The organism is Erysipelothrix aquatica (assembly GCF_009828775.2).
GTDB classification, from domain to species: Bacteria; Bacillota_I; Bacilli_A; order Erysipelotrichales; family Erysipelotrichaceae; genus Erysipelothrix; species Erysipelothrix aquatica.
Genome location: NZ_WTSY02000036.1, coordinates 1 through 21,526, shown reverse-complemented (window position 1 = coordinate 21,526; position 21,526 = coordinate 1). Strand labels below are relative to the sequence as shown.

The 21,526-nt window shown below is 39.3% G+C and carries 20 protein-coding genes, 1 tRNA gene and 1 riboswitch; of the genes, 11 read left to right on the top strand and 10 right to left on the bottom strand.

Annotation, left to right across the window (positions count from 1 at the left end; all coding sequences use genetic code 11):
- Positions 1 to 59 precede the first annotated feature (59 nt).
- Positions 60 to 216, top strand: a riboswitch (M-box (ykoK) riboswitch).
- Positions 217 to 416: 200 nt separating this feature from the next.
- Entirely contained in the window at positions 417 to 3,098 is a 2,682-nt protein-coding gene (gene mgtA, locus GVV20_RS09215; protein WP_159740308.1) for a magnesium-translocating P-type ATPase, read from the top strand.
- A 114-nt stretch (positions 3,099 to 3,212) separates the two neighbouring features.
- Here the strand turns inward: mgtA and GVV20_RS09210 are convergent, their stop codons facing one another.
- From GVV20_RS09210 to GVV20_RS09190, 5 genes are all read right to left on the bottom strand, one after another.
- Positions 3,213 to 5,540 carry a MucBP domain-containing protein gene (locus tag GVV20_RS09210; protein WP_159740309.1) on the bottom strand — a complete coding sequence of 776 codons (2,328 nt, stop codon included), beginning with the start codon at positions 5,538 to 5,540 and terminating at the stop codon, positions 3,213 to 3,215.
- Positions 5,541 to 5,750: 210 nt separating this feature from the next.
- Positions 5,751 to 6,125, bottom strand: coding sequence for an Inorganic pyrophosphatase (locus GVV20_RS09205; RefSeq protein WP_159633397.1), 375 nt, complete (start codon positions 6,123 to 6,125; stop codon positions 5,751 to 5,753).
- Positions 6,126 to 6,247: 122 nt separating this feature from the next.
- Positions 6,248 to 6,583 carry an ArsR/SmtB family transcription factor gene (locus GVV20_RS09200; RefSeq protein WP_159740310.1) on the bottom strand — a complete coding sequence of 112 codons (336 nt, stop codon included), beginning with the start codon at positions 6,581 to 6,583 and terminating at the stop codon, positions 6,248 to 6,250.
- A 59-nt stretch (positions 6,584 to 6,642) separates the two neighbouring features.
- The gene (locus GVV20_RS09195) at positions 6,643 to 7,404 is read right to left on the bottom strand and encodes an HAD-IIB family hydrolase (protein WP_159740311.1); all 762 of its coding nucleotides are present in this window, start codon (positions 7,402 to 7,404) and stop codon (positions 6,643 to 6,645) included.
- Positions 7,401 to 8,279 carry an NAD(P)/FAD-dependent oxidoreductase gene (locus tag GVV20_RS09190; protein ID WP_159740312.1) on the bottom strand — a complete coding sequence of 293 codons (879 nt, stop codon included), beginning with the start codon at positions 8,277 to 8,279 and terminating at the stop codon, positions 7,401 to 7,403. The genes GVV20_RS09195 and GVV20_RS09190 overlap by 4 nt, the downstream gene beginning before the upstream one ends.
- 244 nt (positions 8,280 to 8,523) lie before the next feature.
- Between GVV20_RS09190 and GVV20_RS09185 the strand changes: the two genes are divergently transcribed.
- The 6 genes from GVV20_RS09185 to GVV20_RS09160 are packed head-to-tail and all read left to right on the top strand — an operon-like array spanning position 8,524 to position 14,284.
- Entirely contained in the window at positions 8,524 to 10,470 is a 1,947-nt protein-coding gene (locus GVV20_RS09185) for a BglG family transcription antiterminator (RefSeq protein WP_159740313.1), read from the top strand.
- A complete protein-coding gene (locus GVV20_RS09180; RefSeq protein WP_159740314.1) occupies positions 10,463 to 10,909 on the top strand; it encodes a PTS sugar transporter subunit IIA in 447 nt (148 codons plus the stop codon). Before GVV20_RS09185 ends, GVV20_RS09180 begins: the two co-directional genes overlap by 8 nt.
- A complete protein-coding gene (locus tag GVV20_RS09175) occupies positions 10,909 to 11,238 on the top strand; it encodes a PTS fructose transporter subunit IIB (RefSeq protein WP_159649333.1) in 330 nt (109 codons plus the stop codon). The genes GVV20_RS09180 and GVV20_RS09175 overlap by 1 nt, the downstream gene beginning before the upstream one ends.
- 20 nt (positions 11,239 to 11,258) lie before the next feature.
- On the top strand, positions 11,259 to 12,305 hold the full coding sequence (locus tag GVV20_RS09170) for a PTS fructose transporter subunit IIC (RefSeq protein WP_159740315.1): 1,047 nt from the start codon (positions 11,259 to 11,261) through the stop codon (positions 12,303 to 12,305).
- A 2-nt stretch (positions 12,306 to 12,307) separates the two neighbouring features.
- A complete protein-coding gene (locus GVV20_RS09165; protein ID WP_159740316.1) occupies positions 12,308 to 13,555 on the top strand; it encodes a class II D-tagatose-bisphosphate aldolase non-catalytic subunit in 1,248 nt (415 codons plus the stop codon).
- 42 nt (positions 13,556 to 13,597) lie between these two features.
- A complete protein-coding gene (locus GVV20_RS09160; RefSeq protein WP_159740317.1) occupies positions 13,598 to 14,284 on the top strand; it encodes an HAD family hydrolase in 687 nt (228 codons plus the stop codon).
- Positions 14,285 to 14,302: 18 nt separating this feature from the next.
- On the opposite strand, the gene GVV20_RS09155 is transcribed toward GVV20_RS09160, so the two are convergent.
- A complete protein-coding gene (locus tag GVV20_RS09155; RefSeq protein WP_159740318.1) occupies positions 14,303 to 15,142 on the bottom strand; it encodes an AraC family transcriptional regulator in 840 nt (279 codons plus the stop codon).
- A 209-nt stretch (positions 15,143 to 15,351) separates the two neighbouring features.
- Here GVV20_RS09155 and GVV20_RS09150 point away from each other — a divergent pair.
- Both GVV20_RS09150 and GVV20_RS09145 read left to right on the top strand, forming a co-directional pair.
- Positions 15,352 to 15,427: transfer RNA gene (locus GVV20_RS09150), tRNA-Lys, on the top strand.
- A gap of 66 nt (positions 15,428 to 15,493) precedes the next feature.
- Positions 15,494 to 15,838 (top strand): potassium channel family protein, encoded by a 345-nt coding sequence (locus tag GVV20_RS09145; protein WP_159740319.1) that lies wholly within the window; start codon positions 15,494 to 15,496, stop codon positions 15,836 to 15,838.
- Positions 15,839 to 15,889: 51 nt separating this feature from the next.
- Here GVV20_RS09145 and GVV20_RS09140 read toward each other — a convergent pair whose 3' ends face one another.
- From GVV20_RS09140 to GVV20_RS09125, 4 genes are all read right to left on the bottom strand, one after another.
- Complete coding sequence (locus GVV20_RS09140; protein ID WP_159740330.1) at positions 15,890 to 17,248, bottom strand: PFL family protein; 1,359 nt, start codon at positions 17,246 to 17,248, stop codon at positions 15,890 to 15,892.
- A gap of 7 nt (positions 17,249 to 17,255) precedes the next feature.
- The gene (locus GVV20_RS09135; protein ID WP_159740320.1) at positions 17,256 to 17,525 is read right to left on the bottom strand and encodes an ACT domain-containing protein; all 270 of its coding nucleotides are present in this window, start codon (positions 17,523 to 17,525) and stop codon (positions 17,256 to 17,258) included.
- A 143-nt stretch (positions 17,526 to 17,668) separates the two neighbouring features.
- Entirely contained in the window at positions 17,669 to 18,133 is a 465-nt protein-coding gene (locus tag GVV20_RS09130) for a cupin domain-containing protein (RefSeq protein ID WP_159740321.1), read from the bottom strand.
- A gap of 49 nt (positions 18,134 to 18,182) precedes the next feature.
- Positions 18,183 to 18,974 (bottom strand): hypothetical protein, encoded by a 792-nt coding sequence (locus GVV20_RS09125; protein ID WP_159740322.1) that lies wholly within the window; start codon positions 18,972 to 18,974, stop codon positions 18,183 to 18,185.
- Between the two features lie 92 nt (positions 18,975 to 19,066).
- On the opposite strand from GVV20_RS09125, the gene GVV20_RS09120 reads away from it, so the two are divergent.
- Both GVV20_RS09120 and GVV20_RS09115 read left to right on the top strand, forming a co-directional pair.
- On the top strand, positions 19,067 to 19,762 hold the full coding sequence (locus GVV20_RS09120; RefSeq protein WP_159740323.1) for an ATP-binding cassette domain-containing protein: 696 nt from the start codon (positions 19,067 to 19,069) through the stop codon (positions 19,760 to 19,762).
- The gene (locus tag GVV20_RS09115) at positions 19,755 to 21,356 is read left to right on the top strand and encodes a hypothetical protein (protein ID WP_159740324.1); all 1,602 of its coding nucleotides are present in this window, start codon (positions 19,755 to 19,757) and stop codon (positions 21,354 to 21,356) included. Before GVV20_RS09120 ends, GVV20_RS09115 begins: the two co-directional genes overlap by 8 nt.
- Positions 21,357 to 21,526: the final 170 nt, after the last annotated feature.

Below are 21,526 nucleotides of genomic sequence, written 5' to 3'. Positions count from 1 at the left end.
TTTTTTATAATTCTAAGCCTTGCAATTCCTAAAAATACAAAGTATGGTTGTTGAGTAAATAAAAACTACGGTAGGTGAGGCTACTTTAGGGATACGGATTACTACCGCAAAATAGTGGAGACACTATGCGCTGGTCAACAGTATACGTCACGAAGGCGTAAACTAGTGTAATAACATTGCCCTATTGAGTTAAAGCTTGAACGATTTATGTGATTTTTTAACCACGTCTGTTCAAGCATGCGTGGTTTTTATATTGCCAGACAGAAAGGATGTGACATCACATGCAAGAAACAACTGACGCCATTGATGATGACGATTGGATTTACATACATAATTTTGACTTGATTGATGCCACATGTGCGTCCAATCTGTAATCACTTTGTCGTCCTCAATTGAATAGAAACGAGGAGACTACTATGAAAGAAACAACTTACACCAACGACACACGTCGTTATGTTGATGCAGCTACTGCATCAACCGAAAAAATTTATACACACTACAAATCGTCACCACAAGGCTTGACGCGGCTACGCGTTGAATCGAACCGTAAACAATACGGTGAGAACACGATAAGCAGCCACAAAGAGACACCAACATGGATGAAATTCATTCAAGCATTCATTAATCCATTTACACTTATCTTAATTGGACTTGCATGCTTCTCATACATTACGGATATCGCGATGGTCTCACCTGGCGAAGAAGATCCTGTGACAGTTATTATTATTTTGGTCATGGTAACACTTAGCGGGCTACTCCGTTTTATCCAAGAATACCGCTCTTCCAATGAAGCAAAAAAACTAAGCGAACTTGTAGAAACCACAACACGCGTCGCACGGAAAGGACATGAACCTCAAGAACTTCCATTACACGAAGTCGTCGTCGGGGATCTTATTATCCTTTCCGCAGGTGATATGATACCAGCCGACATGCGTATTATTGAAAGTAAAGATCTCTTTATATCACAGGCAGCGCTCACGGGGGAAAGTGAACCTGTAGAAAAATTTAGTAAGGACCTTGAGGCTCTTGACGCACAATTAACGGCGACTCAAAACCTCGTCTTCATGGGTTCAAATGTCATTAGTGGAAGTGCTCGTGGTATCGTAATCGCAACAGGTGATGATACCATGTTTGGCGAAGTATCTCACAGTGCTTCTGGCAAAAAGGATGAAACCTCTTTTGAGAAAGGCGTGAACTCCGTGTCCTGGTTACTGATTCGATTTATGCTAATCATGGTACCGATCGTGTTTGTCATTAATGGATTTGGTAAAGGAAACTGGACTGAAGCATTACTCTTCGCAATCTCTGTTGCAGTTGGACTTACACCTGAAATGTTACCGATGATTGTTACGACATCCCTTGCAAAAGGCGCCGTCACCATGAGTAAAAAGAAAACGATTGTTAAGAATCTCAATGCAATCCAAGATTTGGGAGCGATTGATATTCTATGCACCGATAAAACCGGAACTCTAACCCAAGACAATGTTGTATTGCAATATCACATGGATCCGATGGGAACCGAAGATGACCGTATTTTCAAGTACGCATACCTTAACAGTTACTATCAAACAGGTTTAAGAAACCTTATGGATCGTGCAGTCATCAAACGTCGCGAAGATCTTGAAGCAACACATCCTGAACTTCGCAATCTTGATACAGAGTACAATAAGCTTGATGAAATTCCATTCGACTTCAACCGTCGCCGTATGAGCGTCATTGTTACCGACAGCCGTAATCATAAAGAAATTATCACCAAGGGTGCCGTTGAAGAAATGATTAAAATTTCGACATCTGTAATGATCAACGATGAGGTTTTACCACTAACTGACGCACTCACTGAGACGATTCTTAAAACGGCCCATGGTTTAAATGAAAAAGGCTTGCGCGTGCTCGCCATTGCCTGCAAGACGGAACCAAATGGCAAAGTAGATTTCAGCACCGATGACGAACGTGAAATGGTCTTAATGGGCTATCTAGCATTTCTTGATCCACCTAAAGAATCAGCTGCTGAAGCCATTCAAAAATTATCAGAATACGGGGTCACCACAAAGATTCTTACCGGTGATAACGATATCGTCACCCAATCGATTGCTGAATTGATTGGATTTGAAAACGACCACGTCGTCTTAGGTTCGGACATTGATGCAATGAGCGATGTAGAACTGCAAGAAGCTGTAAATACCTACGATCTTTTTGCGAAATTATCACCAATCCAAAAACAACGTATTGTTCATACGCTTCGCGACCTTGGTCACACTGTTGGCTTTATGGGTGATGGGATTAATGATGCGCCTGCAATGAAAGCTGCAGACATTGGCATTTCTGTTGACACCGCTGTTGATATTGCCAAAGAATCTTCAGATGTTATCTTACTTGAAAAAGACTTACTGGTGCTGGAAGATGCAATTATCGAAGGTCGAAAAACATATGCTAATATGATTAAGTACATCAAGATGACAGCAAGTTCAAATTTTGGAAATGTCTTCTCGGTGTTGGTCGCAAGTTTCTTCTTACCGTTCCTCCCAATGGAAGCATTGCATTTAATCTTACTCAATCTCATTTATGATATTTCATGCATTGCAATTCCTTGGGATAATGTTGATGAAGACTATCTCAAAGTACCACGCAAATGGGATGCGACATCTATTAAGAATTTCATGTTAATCATTGGCCCAACAAGCTCCGTCTTTGATATCACAACATTCTTCTTAATGTTCTTCGTTATATCGCCAATGGTCGTTGGTGGTCAACAATTCTCCCAATTAACAAACCCACAAGATATCGCATTATTTATTGCGGTCTTCCAATCGGGTTGGTTCATTGAGTCAATGTGGTCACAAACCTTGGTTATCCATATGATTCGAACACCGAAGATTCCCTTCATACAAAGTCGCGCTTCCGCTTCGTTAACCCTACTCACGTTCGCAGCTATTGGAATTTTAACCATCATTCCATTCACAAGTTTTGGTCTCTCAATTGGACTTGCTCCAGTCCCTGGCATCTACTTTGCTTGGCTCGCAGTGACCATTCTTGCTTACATGATTCTTGCAACCATCGCGAAACATTACTTCATTCGCAAATATGGTGAATTACTATAACAAAATAAAGCACAGTGATTTTTACATCACTGTGCTTATTAGTTATGTGAAATATAGGTTCGTTTAAAAATCATGCAGACATTTCAATCATTTTCTTCAATAGTACTAACGTTTTTATGCTTCTTTACGTTTGGTTTTCGCAACCATAACACTGAGCAACCCAAACCCTAACACCCAATAACCGACTGTCGATTGGGCCATACCAGTTGCTGGCAATGTTTCTTTCTCAACCGGAGTTGAAACATTGGGTCCTGTTGGCTTAAGGGGATCTTTACCTTTAGGAGGCTTCGTAACACCTAAGACTTCGGCCCCTAAATATCGATACGTTACAGCCTGTGGCGTTTCAAGCAAGAGTCCGTTTGCGTTCTCAGGCATTGCGATTAAATCATAACCCGAAAAGACCTTTGGATTTGTTTGATACGCTGTACCAACATCTGCGGTAATGACTTGGGGTCCTGTTAAGGGGTTACCATCTTGATCAACATGATAAACGGTCAACGTGCTTTGTTGCTTCGCATAGACATATGTCACAACTTGGTTATCAACACCAAATGTACCCTTTTGATTTAAAGGTACTTCTGTAAGTGTATAATATGGGAATTGCTTACTTTCTGTTTGATACGATAGACCAAGTTTTCCTGTACCTGAAAGTACGATAGCATCTGTAAGTGAGTTTCCATTCACATCTACATAATGGACGATCACATCTTTAGCATCCCGACGTGTATAGATATAATTAACAACTTGAGGACTGTCCGTAAAGATACCCGCTGCGTTTTCCGGTTGTACTGTTAAGGTATAGTTTTCGATGTCTTGAGCCTGAGTTGTATAAGGGTTCCCCAATTGTTCAGTTCCTTCAAGCAATTGAGACGGAGCCAATTCATTTTCTGATTCATCGATATGGTTAACGATAACAGGTGCTGCGTCTTTTCGTTCATAGATAAAATTTACGACTTTGGGTTCTGTTGTAAATGTGCCTTGTCTTGGACCTTCAACACGAACTAAATTGAAATTTGCAAATTCTATGGCTTGGATAACATAATCTTGATTGAGTTTACCCAAACCACTTAAAATTTGTGATACTTCAAGTGTATTCCCTTTGGTGTCCCTGTAATTTACAGTAACATCCGCTGCATCACGTGCTTCAACGCGTCCATATCCGATGACTTCAAAGCGACGTGTCCGTCCGATTGTTTCCCCTTCGAATGGATCCATATCAAAGATACCAAACGAGAAAATCTCGATGTGTGTGGAATCGATTTTCCCTTCAAGGTCGGACGCTTGCCATGTTATTCGATTGGTTTCTTTATCAAATTTACCATTGAATGCAATCATTGGTAAATCGTCATTACCAATCATTGGTCGCATAGTACCTTCATAGACTTTTCCACTTGTTTCGTTAATGGTTCGTGGGGGTGTAATATTGCTTAACGAGACAGAATACGTCTCTTTCTGTGCATCATACTCTAAAGTATATGAACTATTAACGATACTATCACGAATGGTTCCTGTAATCCCCTTCGTGGCTGTTGGGTGTTCCGCAAAAATAAATCGATTGAAATCAACAGCATGGTTAAGTAAAGGACTGTATTCCAGATCCGTATTCACACTAAACGTTTGAAGGTTGGTAAATGATTCAATACCTTCATAACTTGTCAATCGGTTATTGTTCAGTTGAATATCGTTCAGTAACGATAGCGTTGTCAGTGGACTCAAACTTGTGATCTTGTTTGCAAGAATGTCCGTTGTTTGTGTAACATGATCCCGTGAATCTTCCTTATCTTTAAAGATTGATGTATTCAAATGAATCGTTCGGAGTTGCTCAAGACTTGCGATAGGGTCCATCATTGCATCCGTTACACCGATGTTATGCAGTCTTAAATCTGTAATTGGTAGATTACGGATTGGTTCAAGCATATGTGTCCCCTGTTCAACAATTTTGTGGGAAGGGTTAAAGATGGTGAGGGCTTTTAATCCTTTTAAATGTTGAAGGCCATCAAGAGACTCTAAATTACTATCTGAAATGTATAATCCTGTTAAATTGGGTGCTGCTTCGATTCCAGATAAGGTTTGTAGTGAACTAAAATTTACCAACAATCCGGTCAATTGGGGAAAGTTGCTCAACCCCTCTAAGGTTGTGATTGCTTGTTCCCGAAGGTGAATTTCAGTTGCATTTCTAAACGGTGCCAATTCATTCAAAGAAGTAATCGTCACACTGGATCTCAAATCAATAAATTCAACAGTATCAAGGCTTGCTTGTGTCACTTTACCATCCACAATATTGAGTTGGGGATGATCCGTAACATATTGTGCAAGCGATGGGTTTGGAAATAATTCAGAAACGGGTTGTGCTTCTTCTGCACGGATGGGCTGTGCAGTCATTAAACTCATAAATAATGATAAAACGATAAAACTAAAAAACTTGTGCTTTTTCTTTCTCATTTTCTTCCTCTTCGTCACCTAAATATTTCACACACGAATGTAATGATACAAACTTATGTATGTTTATTCAATCTATTAAGAGAATGTTAATGTTATTTCAAAACAACTTAATATATGTTAGGTTTGTTAAGGAAACGTATTTAAAAGGGACACCCTCTTAAGAATGTCCCTTTATTTCACTATCTAGCTTAACCTCTAGTTAGTATTGCTTTAATCTGTTATTGCCCACTCAGGCATTTCATTACCACGTCTTACCAAGATTCCTTTTTGGTAGTCTGTTTGGTTGATGAATCGCAATATTTCTTCCTCTTCTTCAGGAGTACAACCCCATAAGAGTTTAACTTCTAAATCCCGTTTGAGTATATCTGCAACGATCATCACCGCATCTATCGTAGAACGTTTGACACTTCCTTTAAAAACCTTAATCGGTTCAATATCCGTTAAGTAACCGTAATCAACTGGGTACACCATGTTGTGGTACTTTGGATGACGTGATCCTTTATCTTGGGAAATAACGACATTCGTGGACAAGACGAGTGAGTCGATTTTCTGCCAGAAATAGCCATTGTTTAATAGTTCTTGCATCGAATCTACCTCTCTTATATCTTATGACATTATAACGTGTGTTACATAAATTGTAAATAGTTCCTCAGTTTATGTAAAAGTTTCAAGTCCCTGAATAATTTGATAATTTTTAGAATGTATATTTATTCTTGAACGTGATCCAATGCTTGTTTAAAGATTTCCATCACGTGATCGTCCGCAAGCGAATAATATGAGTATTTTCCAACTTTTGTAACTTTAACGAGATTAAGTTTTCGAAGTGATGCGAGTTGATGTGAAACAGCGGATTGGGTCATATTTAAAATTTCTTTTAAATCATCGACAGACACTTCTTTTTGCGAGAGGACTGTGAATATTTTAAGGCGTGTTGCATCTGCAAACATTTTGAAAAGCATCGATAAATCCGTATAATTCTTTTCAGAATGTAAGGTTTCTTGAACCGCTTGGCGCTCTTCGACAGTCATTAATTTATGTTCCATGTTTTCACCTTCTTGATATTAGTATACCAAAGTTTTCACAAAGACTCATCCATGATGCGTTATTCTGTAACACTTTTTAAGGCATCACCGACGGTTGCGACGACATTTTGCGCATGTTTTTTTACCGCATCGACACCGTTGTCCATCGCAAATCCATGAAAAGCTTTAATCATGGGGAGGTCATTATAACTATCTCCAATGGTGTAGACCGAGCCAGCATAACCATAATGGTCAATGATTGATTGAATACCGGTTGCTTTTGTTACTCCCTCAACACCAATATCAACTGCGGATACATTAGGGAAACATTGAACGCCACGATTTTTAAAATGATTGTTTATCTCGATTGATAGTGCGAGTGCATGCTCTTCAGAACCTGCATTAACATAGAATCCTCGCGCACCCACTTCAAGAATTTCTTCTACGGGTGTTGTTTGAATATTCGGTTCAAATGAATCACGGGCTTCAGGATTCCCATAAACGCGCGCTAATCGGTAACCATCCGTGACGCCATAAAATTCAATACCAAAGTCATCGATTTTCTTTGCCAGTTCTGTCGAAATTTCTTGTGACAATGTCTTACTGAATATCTCCTGGTGATCGTGCGTCAAGACAGCACCCCCATTAATACCAATTACAAAATCATAGGGAATGTTGTGTTTTTCTGCTTCTGCCAAAATGGAATCCACACTCCGTCCTGTCACCAGTCCAAATTTATGACCTTGTTCACGAAATGCAGCAATTGCTTCTAAGTCTGATTCTCTTATAATGTGGTCCTTGTATAATGTGCCATCAAAGTCACTTGCAAAAATATGTGTCATTTGTTTGCCTCTCTTCGTTTTGCTCTTACAGCTGCGATCATTGCATATCCTGCAATACAGCCATCTGAAACTGCTTTAGCGATCTGTTGTACTCCTGGTATGCAATCACCTGCTGCGTAAATACCCGGTATGTTTGTTTCCATTTCTTCGTTTACGATGAGACGTCCATTTTGAACTTCAATCCCCATCTTGGTTGCAAGATCCGTCGAACTTGCAGATCCAATGGCGACAAAGATACCATCCAACTCAAGGTTACCTGTCTCAAGTTCAACGCCTTGAACTTTTCCTTCACCATATACGGAAATTACTTTGTCTGTAACGATTTCACAACGCGGGTCAAACGTCCCTGTTACAGGTTCACCATTTGTGAGAATGACAACTTTTTCGGCAATTTCAACAAGTTCTGCAGCCTCACTAGCCGCATAGTCCGCACTTCCGATAACAGCAACAGTTTTTTTACGGTAAAAGAAACCATCACACACAGCACAGTAGGAAACACCTTTTCCGCCGTAATTTCTAATTTTTTTGACACGTGGAATGTTTCGATGTGATCCTGTTGCAATAAGTACGGTTAACGCAAGGTATGTTTCGGTTGTTGTCTTAACAATGAATCCTTCGGTATCGTATGTAATTGATAATACTTCATCAGAAACAACTGGAATATCCAATGCTTCTGCTTGTGCAATTCCTCGTAGAACCAGTTCAGGACCGCCAATTGTTTCAAATCCATAATAGTTATCGATAATTCGGGCTTGTTCTGAAGCACCGATTCCCTTTCCAATAACAATTGGATTGATATTTCCTCGTTTCATATATATGGATGCTTGAATCCCAGCAGGACCCTTCCCAATCACTAATGCATCTGTTTTGATCATAACAACACTCCTTCAACCTGTATCTTATATAATACCAAAACTAGATTTTTTATGTAGGTTTTACGCATATTTTTTACTCCCTATTGTTGCTTCTTTCTTATTTCGAGTTCATTGACTTCTTCAGATAACAAGGTAATGATATTTACATTCAATATATTTCATAATATGTTGCAACCATTTATCATTTTAGAAAGATTGGTGTCCGTTTATACTATGATTGTAAGCGGTACCAAGGAGGTGAATCATGGAACTAAACAACCGTCAACAGAAACTTGCGATTGCGATTCTTAAACAACACGAATCAAAATCTATCAAATATTATAGTGCGCTCTACAGTGTATCTGATCGGACAATTTACAACGACCTTGACAATGTTTCAGACTATTTAGCGAAACTGGGATATACCTTAAATCGAGATCATACAGGAATTTCAGTGACATTAACCTATGACTTAGATCAAGAGACTGTCCGTAAATCAAATGTCTACGACCTCTTTAGTGCTTCTGACAAGCGACTTCTACAAATCTTTGATTTGGTAGCGCTAAAAAGCGAAACGGTCACATACAAGGACTTATCAACGACTCTGTTTATCAGTCACGGCTCACTCATGAATGATATTGATACTTTACGGCATCACTTGCTTGCAACTCCAGAGTTACTGGTTAGTGATTCAAAAGGCACGCGACTTGACGGCACCCAAACCTTAATTCAAAAGTCGATGATACGATTCAACGATTATTATCTTGCTAAAATTCCAAGCATGATTTCTGACGATACATTAATCGCAGCCTTCTATTCCTACTTCTACGGACATGAGTGTTATGTTTCAGTTCACGATGTTTTATACGAATACGTCTTGAACAACCTTCAAGTCATCGATGAACTCTACATCTCTAATGTTATGAATGCATTGATTGTTCTTTGTTATCAGCTCATGCAAGAGAACCATATTGAACATCAATCCGCTGACATAACATCTAAGATAGTACACGACATTCCACAAACAATGTCTGTAGCACAATCGATGCTTGAAACACTATCAAGTCGGCTGATGTTTAATTATATGGATACAGATATCACCTACTTGACACTTTATCTTGAGGCCAATAAATTTACAGCCGTGCAAGAAACCAACTTTGAAGGTCTTATCGAATCGCTCATTACGACATTTAGTAATCTGATCGATACTGACTTAACGGACGATCCCTTATTAAAAGAGAATATCCGTAATCACTTCGAGCCAATGGTCAATAGACTTAGAAACAACATTTCACACCCTAACCCTTTTTTAGGTCAGTTAAAGCGTGATTACTTCTTAGTCTTTAATATTTTGTGGTTTTCTGTACCGGAGATTGAGGAAGAACTCGAGGTTTCCTTCAATTCAGACGAAATTGGATTCCTGATGATTTACTTCCAGTTAGCACTTGAACGCAGAAAGACACGCAAAAATATTTTGATTGTATGTCCTTTAGGACTTTCTGCCTCGCAAATTCTAAGCCTTGAAGTTCAAAAAATCTTACCACCGCTTAGCATTACTCATATCGCTTCAAGTGCTCACATCCAATCCTTGGATCTATCAACCATCGATTTTATTATTTCGACCATTAAGTTAGATATCACCCATATTCCTGTCATTCTTGTATCGACATTATTGAGTAATGATGACAAGGAAAATATTTTGAACTTTTACGATAAACACTTTATTCGAAGTTCTATGCGAGATACTCACACGGATGTCTTAACGTTGCCATGGCTTTCTGAGCTTGTTAATCCATCACGCATCTATCTTAATACGACTTTTAGTAGACGTGAGGATGCGTTAAAGTTTATGCTCGATAGTTTATCCGAACAAAAGATCGTTGACGACCAGTACACACTTTCAGTTACGGAGCGTGAACGTAAAGGTCCAACCGATTTAAAGACCGGAGTCGCGATTCCTCATGGTGATCCATCCCATGTCTATGTATCAGGACTTTCCATTTTGATTAATGAGCGTAAATTCCGATGGGATCAAGAAGATATTACCATCATTATTTTAATTCACATTAAACAATGTGATGTCGTACATGTTAAAGCAATTTTTAAAGAAATATATGCACTCGTAAATAATCCAGACTATCTGGGTCAATTACGACAAGCACAAACCGAAAATGACGTTATCAGTATATTGAGGGGTGATTACAATGTTTAGTAAAAAGCTGATTGCAATCGATGTCGCCATTAGCAATAAGAATGATGCTATCGATTATTTAATAGATCTTGCCTATCGTGCAGGTTATCTTTCTAACTCAGAAATATTCAAAGCAGCTGTTTTAGAACGGGAAGCAAGCATCTCAACCAATGTTGGATTAGGAGTTGCCATCCCACACGGAAAATCTCAGAGTGTTTCAGACGCATTTATTGCGATGATTCGCCCTGTTAATCCCATCCAATGGGATGATGATTCAAAAGACGAAGCAGTAGGACTTATTTTCCTCATCGGTGTTTCTGAAGATAGTGATACATTACATCTAAAATATATTTCTGAAATCAGTAAGATGTTAATCCATGCTGACTTTAGGCAGAAACTCCACGATGCAGCATCTATTCATGAAATTTATACATTATTTACAGAAAAGGAGCATTCATAATGAAAATAGTTGGAGTCGTTGCATGTACCGTCGGGATTGCACACACCTACATGGGTCAAGAAGCCATTGAAGTCGAAGCACAAAAACGTGGTTATGACTATAAGGTTGAAACCCAAGGCGGTATGGGAATTGATAATGAGTTATTTGATGAAGAAATCGAGGCAGCAGATTATGTCATAATGGCTACTTCGATTGGAATCGAAATGCCAGAACGGTTTGATCAGAAAAAAGAAGACGGTAAAGTCTTCCATATGGATCCATCTGTTGTTATCAAAAATGCAAGTGCTGTTTTTGATGATATTGAAGCAACATTAAATATTAATAAATAAACATAAAAGGAGAAAGAATCATGGAAAAGAAACCTAACAAAATTTTCAAAGATTTAACGCAGGCATTCAATACCGGTGTTTCCTATATGATGCCAGCGGTCGTTGTCGGTGGGATATTCCTTGCTGCTGCACTCGCAACTGGAGAAGCTACAGACGCTGGAATGGTTGTTACAAACCCATTCTTCCAAAACTTACTTAAAATAGGTGAAGCTGGATTTGCAATGATGATTCCAATACTATCGGGATACATCGCATACTCGTTAGCTGGAAAACCTGGCTTGATACCGGGGATGATTACAGGATTCATCGCTAACAATCCTGTCGGAGCAAACAATGTAAGTACTGGGTTCTTAGGTGCAATGCTAGTTGGGATTTTAGCAGGTTACTTTGCACGTTGGATGAAAACTTGGAACGTTAACAATACGATTCGTACAATTATGCCAATCCTTATTATTCCAATGCTCACAACGTTCGTAGTAAGTATGGCCTACATGTATGTACTTGCTGCACCGCTGGGATCACTGATGGCTTGGCTCATGAATTTATTATCGAGTCTTGAAGGGTCACAAGCTGTAATTTTAGGTGTCATTATTGGAGCTATGACAGCAGTCGATATGGGAGGCCCTATCAACAAAACAGCATCTGCATTTACATTAGCACTCATGGCAGAGGGAATATACGGACCAAACGGTGCATTCCGAATTGCTGTTGCCATTCCACCACTTGGTGTCGCACTTTCAACATTTATATCTAAGAAGAAATATACTACTGAAGAAAAGAATTTAGGTGCATCTGCGTTCTTTATGGGACTTATCGGAATTACAGAAGGGGCAATCCCATTTGCAGTCAAAAGTATCAAGACAGTTCTTCCTGCAATTATCATCGGTAGTGCTGTGGGAGCCGGCTTGGGAATGATTCACCATGTCGAAGTCTTTGTACCTCATGGAGGGTTAATTGTTATTGCTGCCGCAACTAACAAGTTATGGTTTGTTCTCGATATGTTAATTGGTGCATGTGTTACTGCAGGACTTTTACATATCTTAAGACCAGATGTTGAGGAGAAATAGTTATGAAAGTACAACTTAACTCACTTCTCACCAGTTTGTTGGATCTCGAGAAACAAGGCAATGGCGCAACCCTATTAGGGATTGGTCCCATGTCTTCAAACCTTATTATTGCGAGTTTAGAGCTCGCTCGTGACGGTAACTTTCCAATCATGTTTATAGCGAGTCGAAATCAAGTCGATTCGGATGAATTTGGAGCCGGCTATGTTAACGGATGGAACCAAGCGCGTTTCGCTCAGGATATTCAAAATATTGCGAATGAAATTGGATTTACCGGTTCATACTACTTATGTCGAGATCACGGGGGACCATGGCAACGTGATGAAGAACGCAACAATCACATCGCAAAAGAAAGAGCAATGGCTATCGCAAAGCAATCTTACCTTGAAGATATTCTGGCAGGATTTGATTTATTAATGATTGACCCTACTAAAGATCCCTTTGAAGTTGGGAAAGTAATTCCATTAGAAGCCGTTATTGACATGACCGTTGAACTTATCGAGTATTGCGAGGCTGAGCGAGTCCAGCGTGGCCTTCCAGAAATTGCATATGAGGTTGGTACCGAAGAAACAAATGGTGGCCTCACAAGCACAGAGCGCTATGAAGAATTCATCCAAGCATTAAATCAACGCCTTGATAAACTAGGATTACCTCATCCTTCATTTATTGTCGGACAAACTGGAACGCTCACACGGAAAACTGAGCAAGTCGGAACCTTTAATTATAATAATGCACAAAATCTAGCTACAATGGCCGCTTCTTACGGTGTGAGTTTAAAAGAACACAACGGGGATTACCTATCAGACGAAACACTTCTTTTGCACCGACCAACAATGATTTCTGCAGTCAATGTTGCACCACAGTATGGCACTCAAGAAACACGCGCATTGATTACGTTAACCAACGTTGAAACATTACTTCATGACAAAGGTGCCATTACCAATCGTTCACGGTTGTATGATATACTGCTAACGAAAGCGATTGATAGTGAACGTTGGAAAAAATGGGTTATTGATCCAAACATTACGGTTGAGACAACAAAAAAGGATCCTGATCTTTCACTTGAAATCTTAGATATCGCAGGTCACTATACCTTTAATGATCCTGATATTATCCGTGAAACAACCGTTCTCTACCAGAACTTGAGCCAATGTGGCATCGACGGGAAACGGTACGTGATTGAATCCATCAAACAGCCAATCCACAACTATGCTGTTGCCTTTAATCTAATAAATTTATTCGATCGCATTTAATGATACAGAGACACTGACGGTGTCTCTTTCTTAGGAGTTTGTATGATAAATCTAATTTTTGACTTAGACAATACGTTGTATTTTCGCGAAACAGCATTTGTGAATGCAATTCAGGATGTTTTTCCAGACGTAGAAAATCAAGATATTTCGACCCTATTTGAGCATTTCGAACATTTTAGTGCCGTCTACTTTGAACACCACGAACGAAAACTCATTGATTTCGCTACAATGCGACGTCTGCGAATTCAAGCGACGCTTCGTTCCTGTGACATTGACATTTCTTCTGAAGATGCTGCTATATGGCAACAGTCTTATAAACAAAACCAGTATGCACTGAGCTTAACTGATGATGTCGTGGCTATTTTAGAGTGGTGCAAAGCCGAGCAGATTCCTATAGGAATTATTACAAATGGTAATACCGCACATCAGACACAAAAAATTAAGAACTTAAATTTGGAGCGATGGTTTGAAAGTCATCTGATTGTAATTTCAGAATCATTCGGGGTTGCGAAACCGAATCGTGCTATCTTTGATTATATGCATTCAAAATTACCAGATAATCCAACGTATTATATTGGGGATGATTACGAGAAAGACATTGTTGGTGCACATGAGGCAGGTTGGCATAGCATTTGGCTTACTCAAAAACAACCTTCGCAATGTCCACTTCCAGATTTTCGGGTAACCAACCATCACGATCTTTTTGAACTCCTAAAAACTTTAAAATAGAGATATCCGAAGATATCCCTATTTTAGTTTTATCCAAATCTCTGCAATGTGAGCGTTACTTGTTGGGTCTTCATTCGGATACACTTCAAAATCCAAGCCACCATCTATTTGGTAACCGCTTGTTGGAATCCAATCTTGCATAATAGCTTGCCATGCAGTTTGAATTGCGTCTGGAAGCGCCCCTTTTGCCTCAAATACTGCAAACCGTGATGTTGGAACATGTAGGGCATCATAGCCTGACACAGCTTGTTGTGTTGCGGTTCCAATCCAGTATGCCATCTTTGATTCATCAATGGGGACACATACACCGAGTACTCCTTTGATTGGGCCATCATTCATTTCAAAAAGAGTTTGATCATTTCCTGATGTATTGAGTTCATCCCAAAGACTTGGAATCAGTTCTAAATTTTCATTGTTCTCAATACTCATTTCATATTTTGTACCACTTATAACAAATGCATCACGTGTTTCGATTCTAACTTTCATCATTGTTTCCTGCTTTCTGGAAGGTTCTTGACGATACATTGGATAGATACGAAGTGGTTGATTATCAGAGCGTGTTTTTGATGGAGCTTGATGGTGTTGCTGTTTGTATGACTTTGTGAACGATTCGGGTGTTTCATAGCCATATTTATAGGCAATATCAATGACACGTTGTTCACTCTCTTTGAGTTCAAAAGCGGCGCGACTCAGTCGACGAAGTCGAATGTAGGTTTTTAAACCCACCCCGGTTTCGAACGCAAACAATCTTTGCAAATAGAATTTAGAATAATTTAATGTCTGCGCAAGTTCGTCCAATGAAATTGTTTCTAAATGTTCCTCGATTGTATCAACGATTTTATGTACTATAGTTTGCATCTCTTTACCTCCTGAAACAATCGTAACGTTTCGACGCTTTTGAAACCTGTCATTTTGTGCACACACTACTAAGTTAGACTAATTATATCGAATCCCACTTTCAAAATAAACGAAATACTTTATCTCTAACGATTGCGATTTCATGAAATCGGCGTATAATAAAACTATAAACAGACACCAAGATGTTGTTTGATGCCGTGTTTATTTGTGTTCCTATAGCTCAGCCGGCAGAGCAACAGACTCTTAATCTGTGGGTCCTCGGTTCGATCCCGAGTGGGAACACCAATTCACAATTCGACTCACCCCCTGTGGTGAGTTTTCTATTATGTCTGTAACAAAGGGGGATATCCTATGATTTCACTATTTTTAGGATTTAAGCAAATCTGGAAAATTATTGCGAATATCGGCAAGCGTCACGAAACACGTGCCATTATTGTGCTTGTCTTTGTGCTTCTACTCACAGGGACATGTTTCTTTACGTTTTATGAAGGAATGTTGCCACTTGATGCCTTATACTTTTGCTTCGTCACACTAATGACGATTGGCTATGGTGATTTGGTGCCAATAACGGCACTAGGTAAAATTTTTACAATGGTATATGCAACATTAGGCGTAGGTATTGTTGGGCTTCTAGCAGGGTTGTTTGCGCGCGAATGTCTCTCCCGCACAAAGTTCAACGTCGATTCACTTGATTAATTTTTGATTCCAATTATAAAAAAACAAAAGACTTCACATTGAAGTCTTTTCTTAGTTTTTAAAGCTATGGATTGGTGCTGGAATATGGCCTCCGCGTAAAATAAATGCATCATTCGTGAAGTCATTGATTGGCATGATTGGCGCATGTCCTAACAATCCGCCAAAGACTACCGATTCGCCAACATCTTTTCCGATGACAGGAATAATACGGACGGCTGTAGTTTTATTATTAATAAAACCAATTGCACATTCATCACCAATAATACCTGAGAGTTGGTTTGCACTCGTTTTCCCTGGGACTGCGGCCATGTCGATTCCAACCGAACAAACTGCTGACATTGCTTCTAACTTGTCAAGTGTCAGTGCACCTTTTTCAACCGCTGTAATCATGGCGTGGTCTTCACTAACAGGAATAAAAGCACCCGATAATCCGCCAACATGGGATGAAGCCATGACGCCACCTTTTTTAATATTATCATTCAACAATGCAAGGGCTAGGGTTGTACCATGCGCACCCGGTTGTTCCAGTCCCATCACTTGGAAAATTTCTCCAATACTATCACCAATAGCAGGTGTTGGTGCCAGTGATAAATCGATGGTGCCAAATTGGTAACCCAAACGGCGAGATGCTTCTTGAGCAATCAATTGGCCAGCACGCGTAATTTTGAATGCTGTCTTCTTGATCGTTTCGCAGAGATTTTCGAAACTTGAAATATCTTCATTCTCAAGCGCTTTCTTGACGACACCCGGACCGCTAACTCCCACATTGATGACCGTATCTGCTAAGCCTACGCCATGATATGCTCCAGCCATAAACGGGTTATCCTCTACAGAGTTACAGAAAACAACAAACTTAGCACAGCCGATACTGTCACGATCTGCCGTTAGTTCGGCCGTTTTAACAATAAGATTTCCCATTTGTAAGAGTGCATCCATATTAATACCAGCACGTGTCGACCCAATATTAATGCTCGAACAAACACGATCTGTCACCGCAAGTGCTTCAGGAACTGAGTTTATAAGAATTTGATCGGATGGCGTAATCCCTTTTTCAACAAGTGCTGAAAATCCACCAATAAAATCAACGCCAACTTCTTTTGCAGCACGATCAAGTGTTTGCGCAATGGAGACATATGAGTCGGTTTTACATGCCGACGCAGCTATCGCGATTGGCGTAATTGAAATACGTTTATTGACAATAGGAATACCGTATTCGCGTGCAATCGTATCACATACTGTGACCAAGTCTTTGGCACGGTGCGTAATTTTCGCATAAATTTTGTCATTGAATGCATCAACGTCTTCATCGGCACAGTCCATGAGGTTAATCCCCATCGTAATTGTGCGAACATCGAGATTCTGCTCAAGAATCATCGTTTGTGTTTCATATATTTCTTTTGTACTTATCATCATTGACCTACAATCTATGCATTGACGAGAAGATTTCTTCACGTTGCATGGAGATTTCGACCCCTATTTCTTGGCCTTGTGCTTTTAACGCCTTCTGTACAGTATCGAAGTGATCGATAACTGCGGTAATATCTACAACCATCAACATGTTAAAAAACTCGCTTTGGATGGTTTGACTAATGTCGAGAATATTAATATTTTCTTTCGCAAGGTATGTACAAACACTTCCAATGATTCCAACACGGTCTGATCCGACTACGGTAATTATTGCTTTCATTCTAGAATTGCCTTCTTTCTTTTCCGATATCGTATCATATTTCATGATAAAAATATCATTAACCCATACCTTTTATGACCAAAAAGGATACGTTTTTGTGAGATGAATGCGCAATTAAAAACGCTTGCTAAGCAAGCGCAAGGTTATCGCGTTAAAGCACGAATCATCTCATGATGCTGTGGATACCGTGATACGAGTTCATCATAAGAGTACAGTTTAAAGTCTTCGTACGTAAATGCTGGTGCAACCATACATCCGACAACACTGAATCCCGCTTCAACATAGGATGCAAAAATCCATTCTTTGGGTACCGTATACTGAAGCACTTCTCCATCTTCAAGATTAGGTCCGATTCTGATGTCATGTAAATTTCCTTCTAAATCAATCATCGAGACATGCAAGCTTGAACCGTAGTGATAGTACCAAATTTCGTCAGATGTAAGCTTGTGGTAAGCAGAAAAATTCGTCTCATCCAATAAAAAATAGATACTCGATGCGATTGGTTTGCCATCGTCCGCTTTATCCGAAGTGTAAGTTTCCGCAAACCAACCTCCTTCCACATGTTTTTCGAGGTTAAGATGCTCAATGAAATATTCTTTTTGTTTCATAGCTTGCTCCTTTTGTTCATAGCCTTATTATAACGCAGTCCGCATCTGTTTAAAAAGGGATGTAGCCAAACGATACTCCAACATTCTCTAAATTATTTAAGATGTTTCTTTGAAGTGACGTTTTCTTTGGCATCTTGGCTATCGCCTCTAAATCTTGTGTTCCATAGACACGTTCTAGGATTTGATATTGAATGGGTGCTTCTTGAATAATTTCAAAACGATGACCAAATTTGACAATATTACTTTCTGAAGGCAAAAGATAGGACATTTTCGAGTAAATTAGCCAAGTACGGGTGATGAAGCCTTTAATATTGAGCTCTGGAAAGTATTTTGAAAAGAATTCACGAGCCTGCTGCAGCGAAGCATCAATGGCGATTGGGGATAAATCTGCCCCTTTCATAATATGAATATTAAGATATATATCGCCGTCTTGAAAGCGATCTTTCTGATCTTGAGTTAGTGGAAGGGAATCCATGCCCTCACGTTCAATATAAGTTCGATCAAACGGAAAGATTTGATAGCGCAATGAACCAAGGTCAAACAACCTGAAATTCAAATAATCATGCAACCAATGCACGTCATGCTTCGAAAGTCCTACGCCACCCATTTCATGATTATGGCGATTTGTCCGATATCTAAAATCTTTAAGACTATCAATTAAAATTGATTGCGGGATACCGTTCATTGCGTACGTGTCAATCAGTGACTCCAATTTAACAAGCATCTCAAGCAAGTTTGTTTCCGCTTCTGATTCTGGTGATTGATGATCCCAAAGTTGCAAGACATCTTCTGAGAAATGAGCACGCGTTAGCACATCTAAGACTGGATCTTCTTTTTTCATAGTTTATTACCCTTACCATCTCTATATTTTCTTGACTGCTCTATAGCATTATCGTATCATTGTATCAACAATATAACACAAAGGAGTCGCTTATGAAACTTGTGATTGAAGATTTAAACAAAAGCTTTGACCAAAATCATGTCCTAAAAAACATTAATGCAACTTTTGAAAAAGGAAAAATATATGCACTACTCGGAAGGAATGGAAGTGGGAAAACAACATTTTTTAACTGTGTTAGCCAGGAAATGCAAGCTGACTCAGGTCGCGTTTATCTCGATGAAACCCATACTATTTCTGAACAAGATTTCGGGTATGTGTATGCAATGCCGATGCTTCCTGAATTTTTGACTGGTTTTGAATTCTTGAGTTTCTTTGTTGATATTCATAAAGATAAAGGGCTCAAACGTGAAGATATTGATGGTTATTTTGATCGGATTCAGTTCACCTCAGATGACCGACATAAACTCATCAAAGAGTATTCTTTTGGTATGCGTAATAAGCTTCAAATGATTAGTATTATTATGTTGAAGCCTACCGTTCTCTTTCTTGACGAGCCGCTTACATCGTTTGATGTTATTGCTTCGATTGAAATCAAGAACTTACTCCTTGAACTCAAACACGACTGTATCATGATTCTATCAACACATATTCTACAAATTGCGAAGGATATTTGTGATGAGGTTGTCATTCTCCATAAGGGAACACTCCAACAATTAGATACCGACCAGCTTCACAGTGAAGGTTTCGAAGCTGAAATCGTGGAAATTCTCCGAGAAGATCATGAATAACAAAATTTTCTCTGATATTCGCGCTACATTGTTTATGAACCAAGCAATCTTCTACCTTCGGAAGATTCCTGTTCTTAATAATTTAATGAGTCCTTATGCTTACTACGACGCAGACATCAAAAAAAAGTTGGCAAAATTGGCAAATGGTATCCTTTTTTTGACAAGTCTTGCGAAGAAAGCAATCTATCTCGCTGTTATCTTTCTACTAGCGAATACGGTTCCTTTAGCAATCTTAAATGACACTTCGATGTCACTTATCATCTACTTTACCGCCTTTAATGCTTTTTCAATTACCAGTACACGGATCCTCGAAGATTCAAAGTCAAAATGGATGTTGTTGACGCTGTTTAAGACACCGAGTACAGATTATTACGCGTACTCATTGAAACAACGCACCTACGACCGCATCTTACTTGGTGTAATGGCAAGTATCGTGACGGGCGTCACACTTTGGCCTTTACGATACGACCATGCTCTTATTATGGCTTTATTTGTGCTATTGGTGCCTTGCTTTACCATGTATCTGGGAGAAGCTCTCACCATTCGTTACTTCAACAGCCACGAAAAGAAGATGCGGATGCGCTACGAGCTTATCATTTCCGTGCTTACGGGTCTTCTTCCCTTTTTACTGCTTTTCCTACCCGCAACACTGAATTTTATCTATATTCTGCTTAGTTTACTCATGATTGCATTGAGTATCTGGAGCATGCGTTATACGAAACGAAATGCTGACCCCGCTGCCGTCAATCGTTTCATGACACAAAACATGAGTCTCAGTACGGAAACATCACAGAAAGTCAAAGAACTCACGCAGGAAGAACTCCGCATCGATGACCTAAAAGTAAATCAAGATACAGAATTAAGTCATCGCTACACGGGATATAAACTTCTCAATATTGCCTTTTTCCTGCGGCATCGGCGGATGTGGTATAAACCACTTATTTGGATGCTTCGAATTATCGTTGCCTTTGTAGTTGGTGGGGTTCTTATCAAAGTAGGTTCTGTTTATTTGTTTGGCCCCAATTTTTTCGAAACAATCGTGGGTTCCAACAGCACTCTAATCAGTCAATTCATGCTCGTCTTCTATTTCATTAATGTAACCAAAAAAATTACGCGCGCATGTTTTCTCAATGCTGATTACAGTTTACTCCATTATGCCTTTTACCGTCGCAAAGAGACCATATGGAAACAATATCTCTCTCGACTTGGAATCTTAATACTTATTAACTTTGTACCTGTCTTTGCAGTACTATTCGGTCTTATCTTATGGAACATAGTTGGACTCCTCAGTTTTGAGTTTGCGAATTTTATACCGCTTTGCATTAGTTTATTATCACTTTCAGCATTGTACACTACGGTTCATCTTTTCTTATACTATATCTTACAACCGTACAACCGTGATATGGAAGTTAAAAGTATCACCTATCACATTGCTGAGTTCGCCATCATTTTCTTTGTTTATAGCAACAATATGGTTGCATCGCTTGCTTCCGCTGATATCGTAATTACAGTCTTTAGTCTTGTGATTATTGTTATTAGTACCATCTTGGTTCGCTTGTTTGCACATAAGACATTTAAGCTTCGAGAGCATTAGTCCATCCGTGGTATCACGTAAAAGAAAGTCACAGCGTGACTTTCTTTCCTAAATTCAAATCTCAACCGCACCACCAAGGTGCGGTTGTTTTTGTATAATAAAAGGAGCCCACCCGACTAAAAGGAGCTCCCATATGAAGTATAAGCAATTAAATAAAAAAATAAAAGACC